Source organism: Calothrix anomala FACHB-343, assembly GCF_014696435.1.
In the GTDB taxonomy this organism is placed as follows: Bacteria; Cyanobacteriota; Cyanobacteriia; order Cyanobacteriales; family Nostocaceae; genus Aulosira; species Aulosira anomala_A.
On sequence record NZ_JACJQG010000101.1, the window covers coordinates 1 to 11,313 of the forward strand.

The following is an 11,313-nucleotide window of genomic DNA, read 5'->3' on the forward strand; positions in this document are numbered from 1 at the left end:
TTTGTTATTTTACCATTTTTTTGACTGCGACTGAAGTCGCGCGGGTCACTTTTCCGCCTCGCTCTAAAGAGACGAGGCTACCAAGTTTCCCGCTATTTTAGGGTGTTCTTTGTGGAAGCTGGTGCAGGGACTATCTACGTTGACGGTAAAGAATATGCTTTAGTTCCCGGTAACTGTGTAGCTGTAGAGCCAGGAGAACTCCACGAAGTTGTAAATACAGGTACAAGTGAACTAATTCTCACCTACTTTGGTTTGCGCGTGGAAAAGTCGGCTGGATAATTTTGACGGTTGTGTAGTCTAAGAATTAATTGCTTGAAGTCTTGACTACACAAGTATTTTACCTTCACACTTCATGCCATACATAACTTTACTTAGTATTAATTATCAGTCCGATAACTAGGGAAAATATATAAACTTTTCTCTATGCTATTAATCTAAATATTTATTTAATAATTACCTATGTAAATGATCTATGTAGGGATTAAACACTGTAAGCTAGTCTAAACAGCTTTCAATGACATTCATCAGCAACACCAATCATCAATTTTTCAATGAGTCTTTTGGCAACGCCTTTTCTATCTGAGATTGGCGTTATACATCAGGCTTAGTTTCCATACTTAATTCCAGAAAAATAAGTTTTCTGGACTGATTTCATCATCCTGTTTTCAAAGCAAATTTAAAAACAGTAAATTCTTGTTTTTGGGGCTTAAAATCTAACCTTTTTTGTGTTGAACACCTACATATCATGTCTGTAAGCAATACTATCAATTTCAGAAACATAACCTTTATTCCGCCTCTGCAACGACTTGTTGGGCTGCTGCCCCCGACCACTGGCTTTGCGGTGCCAGCGATCTAAAACGATAGAAGAATTTCTATACAGACAAAGTTCATTGAGTTCATTTATTGCAATAATCCTCATCCGAGGAGAAGGAGGTATTCGTGGATTTTTGGTCCTTATTTGTAATGGACTTCGTTAAACAGTTGCAGTCCCCAACACTCGCCTTTTTGATTGGTGGGATGATCATTGCCGCCCTTGGTAGCGAATTGGTAATTCCAGAGTCAATTTGTACGATCATCGTCTTCATGCTGCTCACCAAAATCGGTCTAACCGGTGGAATTGCGATCCGTAATTCTAATCTGACGGAGATGGTGTTACCCATGATCTTTGCTGTAATAACAGGGATTACGATTGTATTCATCTCGCGTTATACGTTAGCCAAGCTGCCAAAGGTCAAAGTCGTTGATGCGATCGCAACTGGGGGATTGTTTGGAGCCGTGAGTGGTTCTACAATGGCTGCCGGTCTGACGGTACTGGAAGAACAAAAGATGGCATACGAGGCATGGGCTGGCGCACTCTATCCCTTCATGGATATCCCAGCGCTCGTAACTGCGATTGTTGTGGCTAATATTTATCTCAACAAGAAGAAGCGTAAAGAAGCAGCCTACTCTATTGAGCAGCCTGTTGTGGCTGGCGATTATCCCGATAAAAAAGATTATCCCAGCAGCCGCCAGGAGTATCTCAGCCAGCAGCAGGGGGATGGCGATAATAAGGTCAAGATATGGCCAATTATCGAGGAAAGCCTCCGGGGCCCTGCCCTATCGGCAATGTTGTTAGGTCTTGCTCTTGGCATATTCACCCAGCCGGAAAGTGTCTATAAAAGCTTCTACGATCCCCTCTTTCGTGGCTTGCTTTCAATCTTGATGCTGGTCATGGGTATGGAAGCTTGGTCAAGAGTTGGCGAACTGCGTAAAGTCGCCCAGTGGTATGTTGTTTATAGTGTGGTGGCACCGTTTGTGCATGGGTTAATCGCCTTCGGTCTCGGCATGATTGCCCACTACACCATGAACTTCAGCATGGGCGGTGTCGTGATCCTGGCTGTCATCGCTTCCTCTAGTTCAGACATCTCAGGGCCGCCCACGTTGCGAGCCGGTATCCCTTCAGCCAATCCCTCCGCCTACATAGGCGCATCCACAGCCATTGGTACGCCAGTTGCGATCGGCTTGTGTATACCGTTCTTCCTCGGACTTGCCCAGGCAATCGGCGGCTAATCCCAGACGGGTCGCGGTCTGTCAGCGTTCCCTTGACGGGGCAGACCAAGTAGATGAATTTACATCATTTCAGGAGGTAAGCAACATGGCCAAGCGTGCCAACAAGCTCGTCATAGTCACGGAAAAGGTTCTGCTGAAAAAGGTCGCCAAGATCATTGATGAAGCCGGGGCGACCGGTTATACGGTGGTGGATACTGGCGGTAAAGGCAGTCGCAACGTGCGCTCTACGGGTAAACCCAACACTGCAGACACCGATTCAAATGTAAAGTTCGAGGTACTCACCGAAAATCGAGAGATGGCAGAGAAGATTGCGGATCAGGTCGCCATCAAGTTTTTCACCGATTATGCGGGCATTATCTATATCTGTGAAGCAGAGGTACTGTATGGGAGAACTTTCTGCGGGCCAGACGGCTGTTGAGTCGAAATGACTCGCCATAAAAGGAACAAGCGAGCTATTAGTGTAAGTTTCTGTGGGTCAGACATCTGTTGCATCAAGACGATGCAGACCCCAAAGCCGAGGTCATGACCTCGGCTTTTGAGTGAGTGTGTTTCGTGCCCGCAGGACGTTGACCCTGGCGCAGAAGTCATTCCCCCCGCAGTTTTATAACTTTTTCAAACCCTTAACATTCATTGCTTTAAACTCATGATTTTGTCTAACATTCTGCCTCCTTTCAGTGGGGGAATGGCCGCTCTCATGGCTCCGATACCATTCCTGGCGACCGTTGTTGCTGAGGATTCACCCATTATTCTGTCTGGCGTCTTGCTGACGCTGGTGGTGATTTATCTGGCTAGCAAGTTCGGCGCAGAGGTCGCTAGGCGCTTGGATTTTCCGCCCGTCTTGGGGGAACTTGTCGCCGGTGTGATTGTCGGCGTTTCGGCGTTGCACCTGGTAATCTTTCCCGAAGGGGGGCTGTCTGCCTCTGACTCGCTGATTATGACAGCGCTGCAAGGATTGAATCAATTGGCACCGGATGCGCTGACCCGAATCTTTGAGTCGCAAAGTGAAGTGATTTCGGTTCTAGCTGAAATCGGCGTGATTATTCTGCTGTTTGAAATTGGACTGGAATCCGATCTGCGGCAACTGAAGGAAGTAGGAATTCAAGCCACGGTAGTCGCCTGTGTTGGAGTCGCGGCACCGTTTGCAGCAGGTACGGCAGGGTTGATGTTGCTGTTTCATGTGGCGGCGATTCCGGCAATTTTTGCGGGGGCGGCGTTGACTGCAACGAGTATCGGTATTACCTCTAAAGTGTTGTCAGAGTTAGGTCAACTCAAATCCAAAGAAGGGCAAATCATTGTTGGCGCGGCGGTAATTGATGATGTCCTCGGCATTATTGTCCTGGCTGTAGTCGCCAGTTTAGCCAAAACAGGTGAGATTGATGTTGCCAATGTCATTTACTTGATTGTCAGTGCTACGGCATTCTTGATTGGCTCAATTTTGTTGGGGGGTATCTTTAACAAAAGTTTTGTGGCGATCGTAGAGCAGCTCAAAACCCGTGGAAATATTGTGATTCCGGCATTCATCTTCGCCTTCTTTATGGCATTTTTAGGCAACGCTATTCATCTCGAAGCGATTTTAGGTGCCTTTGCGGCGGGTTTAGTGCTTGATGAAACCGATGCCCGAAACGAGTTAGATGAATTGATCAAACCAATCGCCGATTTACTGGTACCAATTTTCTTTGTGACGGTGGGAGCGCGTGCCGACCTTGGTGTTTTAAACCCTGCGGTACCGGAGAATCGGGCAGGACTATTGATTGCTGTCTTTTTGATGGTGGTGGCGATTATTGGCAAGCTGATCACAGGTTGGGCAGTGTTTGGACAACCCGGCATCAATCGAGTGGCGATTGGGGTTGGGATGATTCCGCGAGGAGAGGTGGGTCTAGTGTTTGCTGGCATCGGCTCTGCTAGCGGCATTTTGGATAAGCCGTTGGAGGTGTCGATTATTATCATGGTAATTTTGACAACTTTCCTCGCTCCACCTTTTTTACGGGTTGCCTTTGGTTCATCCACGAATCCCATCCCAGAATCTACCACGGCTGTAGAAACAGCAAGTGAGTAACGGTTTTACGAGATTACCAATTGGGTAATATTGCAAAACAAGTTAATAATATTTCTTTCTTAGCCCGCCCTGGCGGGCTTTATTTTTAGCGCTCATCGGCAGCTAGAACACCGATTAATTATGCAAACCCCTTGTCTGTGAATTAGAAAACGAAAATATACTTGTACCAATTCAAATAATGTTTGCGACACATCAATATATTCTAGAGGGCATGGCAGTGCCCATTGGTGTCAACTTAAGCTCAGAACCGAATGGCACTAAGAAAAGTTCTATCTCGTTTCCAGCCTCCGGCTGGAAATGCGTATTGCGAGGCTCCGCCTCGTCTTCTAATAAATTGAGGCAGAGCCTCATAAATCTCAGATCCCACGCAGAGCATGGGAGCTAGATGGAATGGGGGTTTTACGTTAAGTTGACACGTATGGGCAGTGCCATGCCCCTACAATCTTCAATTTTTGATATTTAGGACTAAAGTCCATAAAACACCCTACAAAATCTAGAGAATAAAGCCTCAATATTTCCGTATAGTCCTGTAAATTACAACAGCCCAACTATAAGCTGTTTGGCTTTTCCCTCTGTTTACATTAGTTTATGAATCAAATTGCTAATTATAGATTCATACAATGGTTATTATTGAAAATTTGCGTAAATGATGATTGTAAATGAAATGCAAACAGCCTAAAAATATGTATTCATATTGTCTAAATAATCAAATCCATAGAGAAAAATTTATATATTAGAGCTTGACAGCAACTTTAAGTGTGAAAGATAAAATTTTACTTATATATCTAATCTAATATTTATTTAAGAAAAAGAGGATCGAAGTTAACCATTTCTACCGTACTACCTGTAAACTAAATTTAACAAGTTAAGTGATACCTCTTCCGTTGCCCAAACTCTAATCTATTCATTCCCAAAGTTTTTTTGATAATTACATCAGTTTCTTTCGCCATTCCTTTTAGGAATGACGAAAATCTGTGTAAAAACAATAGGCCAAATTAACAATTAAGCCGTCAAGAAATAGTTATTTTTCTTGTCTTAATTGCCATACATAAAAACTTACATTGCACTTTTAAGGAGACACCATGACGGAATTCTTTAATCAAGTTTCTCGCCGCAAATTTATCATAACCGCCGGAGCTTCTGCGGGTGCGGTATTCCTCAAAGGCTGTTTGGGCAATCCTCCTGAAGATGTTGGCAGTGGCGGCACAACACAAGCAGCAGCGCAGCCAGTAGCAAATATTAGTCCCGAACAAAAGCCAGAAACCACCACAGTTAAGTTGGGATATATCCCAATTGTAGAAGCAGCACCTCTAATTATTGCTAAAGAAAAAGGCTTATTTGCAAAGCATGGCATGAACGTAGAACTTGCCAAACAAGCTTCTTGGGGTGCAGCACGGGATAACTTAGAAATTGGCTCGGCTGGTGGTGGGATTGATGGAGGTCAATGGCAAATGCCAATGCCTCATTTAATTACAGAAGGTTTAATTACCAAGGGTAATCAAAAAATTCCCATGTATGTATTGTGTCAATTAATTACACATGGGAATGGAATTGCGATCGCAAATAAGCACCAAGGTAAAGGTATTAGTTTACAGTTAGCTAGCGCTAAGTCCATATTTACCCAACTAAAGTCTTCTACACCTTTCACCGCCGCTTTCACCTTCCCCCACGTTAACCAAGATTTGTGGATTCGCTACTGGTTAGCAGCAGGTGGCATAGATCCCGATGCAGATGTGAAATTACTCACCGTACCTGCGGCGCAAACCGTCGCCAACATGAAGACAGGCACAATGGATGCGTTTAGTACAGGCGATCCTTGGCCTTTCCGCATTGTCAAAGACAAAATTGGCTACATGGCTGCATTAACCGCAGAGATTTGGAAAAATCATCCCGAAGAATACTTAGCTATACGAGCCGATTGGGTAGACAAACATCCCAAAGCAACCAAAGCCATACTCAAAGGCATCATGGAAGCGCAGCAGTGGTTGGATAATTTTGATAACCGCAAAGAAGCTGCACAAATTCTTGCTGCTCGTAATTATTTCAACCTTCCCTCACCAGAAATTTTGGCAGATCCATATCAAGGTAAATATGATATGGGTGATGGTCGCAAAATTGATGATAAAACAATGGCGGCTTACTACTGGAAAGATGAAAAAGGTAGCGTTTCTTATCCCTACAAGAGCCATGATTTATGGTTCATTACAGAAAACGTGCGCTGGGGATTCTTACCCAAAGATTACATCGCCAATAATGCGGCTAAAGCCAAAGAGTTAATTGATAAAGTTAACCGGGAAGATATTTGGAAAGAAGCTGCACAAGAATTAGGCATTGCGGCGGCTGATATTCCGACAAATACATCTCGTGGTGTTGAAGAATTTTTTGATGGCAGTAAATTTGACCCTGAAAAACCAGAAGAATATCTCAAGAGCCTCAAGATTAAAAAGGTCAGTGTTTAGTCAACAGTCAACAGTCAACAGTCAACCGTCAACAGTCATTAGCTCAATTTATTCCCATCACCAATGCCAAATGACCTGTGACAGATGACAAATATTCAATAGCAAATACCAAATACCACCAAATACCAACTACCAAATACCAAAATTAATTAGGAGATAAGAGTTTATGACAATTGCGCAAAAACGCCCAGCCAACCCTAAGTTTGATAACAGTTTTATATCCCGTCTGCAAAAACAATTTCCCGATTTTGTACCGCCTGCGATCGCTATCCTAATATTTCTGGGTGTGTGGCAACTATTTGCTTGGACTCCAGGCGCAACATTACCAGGGCCAATTCAAGTTATCACAGATACTTGGATATTGATTTTGTATCCTTTCTATGACAAAGGTGGTACAGATAAAGGTCTTTTTTGGCAGATTTGGGCAAGTCTCCAACGGGTAGCAATTAGCTATACCCTAGCAGCAATTGTTGGTATTGGTTTGGGTATTTTGATTGGGGTGAATAAAACAATGTCTAAAGCATTAGACCCCATCTTTCAATTATTACGGACTGTACCACCTCTAGCTTGGGTTCCTATTTCCTTAGCAGCTTTACGCCAAAACGAACCAGCAGCTTTATTCGTAATCTTCATCACCGCAATTTGGCCAATATTAATTAACACTGCTGTGGGCGTAACTCAAATTCCTCAAGATTACAACAACGTTGCTAAAGTACTGCAATTAAGCCGCAAAGAATACTTTACAAATATCTTAATTCCTGCGGCATTACCTTACATTTTCACAGGTTTAAGAATTGCAATTGGTTTGGCTTGGTTAGCGATTATCGCGGCAGAAATCGTTATGTCCGGTATTGTCGGGATTGGCTTCTTTATCTGGGATGCTTATCAAAATAACAACGTCAGCGAAGTTATTTTAGCTCTAGTTTATATCGGTGTAGTTGGTTTACTCCTCGATAAATTAATGGCTTGGGTACAAAACCTGATTTTACCAGCAGAGCAGAAATAGTCATTAGTCATTAGTCATTAGTCATTAGCAAAAGACAAATGACAAATGACAAATGACAAAGCACAAATAACAACTGACAAAGGACAAATAAAAATGAGCGTATTCGTTGCTGTCGATCAAATTGATAAGGTATTTGAGTTAACTGGTGGCGGTCAATATATTGCCCTGAAAGGAATTGACCTACAAATTAGAAAAGGTGAGTTTGTTTCTTTAATTGGTCACTCTGGTTGCGGTAAATCTACGCTGTTAAATATGATTGCAGGGTTAGATTTACCATCTGAAGGGGTGGTTACTTTGGAAGGACAAAGAATCACCAGACCAGGCCCAGATAGAATGGTGGTATTCCAAAACTATTCTTTATTACCTTGGCGGACTGTTAGAGAAAATATTGCTTTGGCTGTAGATTCCGTGATGAAGGGGATGCCTGCTGCCGAACGCCGAGCTATTGTAGAGAAACATATAGATATGGTGGGTTTGCGTCCCCATGCTGATAAGCAACCGGGGATGTTATCTGGGGGACAAAAACAACGGGTAGCGATCGCGCGCGCTTTGGCAATTCGTCCTAAACTATTATTGCTAGATGAACCCTTTGGTGCGTTAGATGCACTCACAAGAGGGAACTTGCAAGAACAATTAATGCAAATCTGCGAAGAAAATGAAGTCACCGCAGTCATGGTTACCCATGACGTAGATGAAGCAGTATTGTTATCTGACAGAATTGTCATGTTAACCAATGGCCCCGAATCCAAAATTGGTGACATCCTAGAAGTAGATATCCCCAGACCCCGCAAACGGATGGAAGTAGTAGAACATCCCAGCTACTACATTCTGCGCAGCGAGATGATTTACTTCCTCAACCAGCAGAAACGCATCAAGAAAATTCGGGCGCGGAAAACAGCAAATATTGCTCGTCATGGTTTAGAAAAAGTTAATTTAGAAATTGGCTTCTTACCCCTCAGCGCTTGCGCACCTCTAGCTGTTGCCAAAGAAAAAGGCTTTTTTGCCAAGCATGGTTTAGATGAAGTCAACCTAGTCCGGGAAACCAGCTGGCGCGGGATTGAAGATGGTATCACTGGCGGTTACTTAGATGCAGCCCAAATGCCTTCAGGTATGCCCATGTGGTTAACATTGGGCGGACATAAAAACCAGCCAGTACCCGTAGTTAGTTCCCTCACCATGACTCGTAACGGTAACGCCATTACCTTAGCGAAACGCTTTTACGACCAAGGTGTACAAAGTTTAGGAGACTTTAAGAAATATCTTCTGCGTACTCGCGAACAAAGACACATCATGGGGGTAGTGCATCCCGCATCCATGCACAACTTACTGCTACGTTACTGGCTAGCAGCTGGGGGAGTTGACCCCGATATTGATGTGGATATGAAAACCATTCCCCCAGCGCAAATGGTCGCTGACTTGCAAAATGGTAGTATTGACGGTTACTGCGTCGGCGAACCTTGGAACTACCGCGCCGCAGCTGAAGGTGTTGGCTTTACCGTAGCCACAGACTTAGAAGTATGGCTAGGACACCCCGGTAAAGTTCTCGGTGTACGGGAAGACTGGGCGGAAGCTTACCCCAATACCCACATTGCCTTAACCAAAGCCTTACTAGAAGCTTGCGTATACTGTGCAGATCCCAACAATGCCCAGGAAATTAGAAGAATTACCGCCGGCAGAGATTACGTCAGCACAGACATAGAGTATATTCAACTCGAAGATCCTGAAAATTTAAGCTGTGATTTAGACCATCCCTTACGGGATTACGCCCATCACCAATTTTATTCCGAGTCGGCAATCAACCGCCCCAGCCGTACCGAACAAATTTGGATTATGAGTCAACTAGCGCGGTGGGGTGATACTCCCTTTCCCAGAAACTGGGTAGAAGTTGTAGAAAGAGTTTGTCGCGTCCGCGTCTTCAGCACCGCCGCCAGAGAATTAGGCTTAGATATCAGCTATACTCGCCAACCGATTCAGCTATTTGATGGTAAACCATTTAACGCTGACGATCCAATCTCCTATCTCAACAGTTTAGATATTAAGCGAGACTTCTCCATTGCTGAAGTCATCCTTGATTCACCGCGCAGAACAGCAGCGTAGGGGGAATTCAAAATTCAAAATTCAAAATTCAAAATTCAAAATAATTTTTCCACATTGTAGGTTGGGTTAAACGGAGTGCAACCCAACAAACCGCGAAAATGTTGGGTTTCGCAAAGCCTCAACCCAACCTACATAATTTCAGTTTTGCACTCCGTTAACGAGGCTCAGAAGTTCATTAATGAGGTTCAAAGACTCATTAATCAGTCTCAAAGACTCATTAATCAGTCTCAAAGACTCGTTAATCAGTCTCAAAGACTCATTAATCAGTCTCAAAGACTCGTTAATCAGCCTCAAAGACTCATTAATCAGGTTCAAAGACTCATTAATCAGTTTCAAAGACTCATTAATCAGCCTCAAAGACTCATTAATCAGTTTCAAAGACTCATTAATCAGTTTCAAAGACTCGTTAATCAGCCTCAAAGACTCAATCGCCCTCTTTTATTCTCTCTACCTCTGCGCCTCCGCGCCTCTGCGTGAGACAAATTCCTAAAACCCCCGCAACAACACTTTAATCTCTCACCTTTCTTTACCCCTATGCAAAACCGCAACTTAAGATTAGCCGAAACCCCCAGAGATACACAAAGAACAAGCTACGCCAGTGGAAGCAGCCGTCAGCCTTTCCTAGAAATTAGAGATGTTTCTAAAGTTTACCCCACCAAAAAAGGCCCCTTCACAGTACTTGATGGCGTGAATCTCAACGTCGAAAAAGGTGAATTTATTTGTGTAATTGGTCACTCTGGCTGTGGTAAATCCACTCTGTTAAATATGGTGTCGGGTTTTAACTTTCCCTCATCAGGGCAAGTACTCCTAGAAGGACAACCCATCACCAAACCAGGCCCGGATAGAATGGTGGTATTCCAAAACTATGCTTTACTACCCTGGCGTACTGCGTTTGAAAATATTTATCTAGCTGTAAATGCAGTGTATCCTGAAAAACCAGAACAGGAAAAAAGAGCGATCGTCCGGGAACATTTGGCAATGGTGGGACTGGGGGATGCAATGGAAAAGAAACCAATGCAAATGTCAGGTGGTATGAGACAGCGCGTTTCCATCGCCCGTGCATTGGCAATTCGTCCCAAAGTTTTGATTTTAGACGAACCTTTTGGAGCGTTAGATGCAATTACCAAAGAAGAATTACAAGAAGAATTGCTGAAGATTTGGGGTGATAATCGCTGCACAGTACTGATGATTACCCATGATATTGATGAAGCGCTATTTTTAGCCGACAAATTGGTGATGATGACCAATGGCCCTCATGCCAAGATTGGGGAAGTCATGGAAATACCATTTTCTCGTCCCCGCGATCGCGCCCGCATCATGGAAGATCCAGAATATTACAAGCTACGGAACTATGCCCTGGACTTCCTATTTAACAGATTTGCCCACGATGACGTAGGCTAAAATGTCCCCCCGACACAACAAAGAAAGGTTAGCACCGAGTCAAAAATAAAAGGTTTAGTTTACCAGCTGACTTTTATTTTTGGCTTTTTTTTCATGAGTTGAGTTTTGCACTTACCCGATATATCGCCCGCAGGCTGGAAGCCTGGGGCTAACCGTACGAAGCCCACCTCCGTGGGCTAAATAAATCAGCCCACGAAGGTGGGCTTTGTAGGATTAGCCGCACCCTTCTAGGGTGACGGCGGAAT

The 11,313-nt window shown here is 43.9% G+C and carries 8 protein-coding genes; all 8 read left to right on the forward strand.

Annotated features, from left to right (window positions below):
- The first annotated feature begins 30 nt into the window (after window positions 1-30).
- The 8 genes from H6G08_RS34340 to H6G08_RS34375 all read left to right on the forward strand — a co-directional run bounded on the left by H6G08_RS34340 (window position 31) and on the right by H6G08_RS34375 (window position 11,068).
- Entirely contained in the window at window positions 31-279 is a 249-nt protein-coding gene (locus H6G08_RS34340) for a cupin domain-containing protein (RefSeq protein WP_277877836.1), read from the forward strand.
- 660 nt (window positions 280-939) lie between these two features.
- Window positions 940-2,049, forward strand: a complete 1,110-nt coding sequence (locus H6G08_RS34345) for a sodium-dependent bicarbonate transport family permease (RefSeq protein WP_190551383.1) — start codon at window positions 940-942, stop codon at window positions 2,047-2,049.
- 85 nt (window positions 2,050-2,134) lie between these two features.
- Window positions 2,135-2,467 carry a P-II family nitrogen regulator gene (locus H6G08_RS34350; protein WP_190551385.1) on the forward strand — a complete coding sequence of 111 codons (333 nt, stop codon included), beginning with the start codon at window positions 2,135-2,137 and terminating at the stop codon, window positions 2,465-2,467.
- Window positions 2,468-2,743: 276 nt separating this feature from the next.
- Window positions 2,744-4,105 carry a cation:proton antiporter gene (locus tag H6G08_RS34355; protein WP_390626923.1) on the forward strand — a complete coding sequence of 454 codons (1,362 nt, stop codon included), beginning with the start codon at window positions 2,744-2,746 and terminating at the stop codon, window positions 4,103-4,105.
- Between the two features lie 1,082 nt (window positions 4,106-5,187).
- Window positions 5,188-6,564 carry a CmpA/NrtA family ABC transporter substrate-binding protein gene (locus H6G08_RS34360; RefSeq protein ID WP_190551389.1) on the forward strand — a complete coding sequence of 459 codons (1,377 nt, stop codon included), beginning with the start codon at window positions 5,188-5,190 and terminating at the stop codon, window positions 6,562-6,564.
- 166 nt (window positions 6,565-6,730) lie between these two features.
- Window positions 6,731-7,570 carry a nitrate ABC transporter permease gene (ntrB, locus tag H6G08_RS34365; protein WP_190551391.1) on the forward strand — a complete coding sequence of 280 codons (840 nt, stop codon included), beginning with the start codon at window positions 6,731-6,733 and terminating at the stop codon, window positions 7,568-7,570.
- 93 nt (window positions 7,571-7,663) lie between these two features.
- Entirely contained in the window at window positions 7,664-9,667 is a 2,004-nt protein-coding gene (locus H6G08_RS34370) for an ABC transporter ATP-binding/substrate-binding protein (RefSeq protein WP_190551415.1), read from the forward strand.
- Between the two features lie 534 nt (window positions 9,668-10,201).
- Window positions 10,202-11,068, forward strand: a complete 867-nt coding sequence (locus H6G08_RS34375; RefSeq protein WP_190551393.1) for a nitrate ABC transporter ATP-binding protein — start codon at window positions 10,202-10,204, stop codon at window positions 11,066-11,068.
- The last annotated feature ends 245 nt before the right edge of the window (window positions 11,069-11,313 follow it).

Coding starts and splice junctions, on each gene's coding strand:
- H6G08_RS34350 (WP_190551385.1), top strand. CDS start 2,135: ATGGCCAAGCGTGCCAACAAGCTCGTCATAGTCACGGAAAAGGTTCTG.
- H6G08_RS34355 (WP_390626923.1), top strand. CDS start 2,744: ATGGCTCCGATACCATTCCTGGCGACCGTTGTTGCTGAGGATTCACCC.
- H6G08_RS34360 (WP_190551389.1), top strand. CDS start 5,188: ATGACGGAATTCTTTAATCAAGTTTCTCGCCGCAAATTTATCATAACC.
- ntrB (WP_190551391.1), top strand. CDS start 6,731: ATGACAATTGCGCAAAAACGCCCAGCCAACCCTAAGTTTGATAACAGT.
- H6G08_RS34370 (WP_190551415.1), top strand. CDS start 7,664: ATGAGCGTATTCGTTGCTGTCGATCAAATTGATAAGGTATTTGAGTTA.
- H6G08_RS34375 (WP_190551393.1), top strand. CDS start 10,202: ATGCAAAACCGCAACTTAAGATTAGCCGAAACCCCCAGAGATACACAA.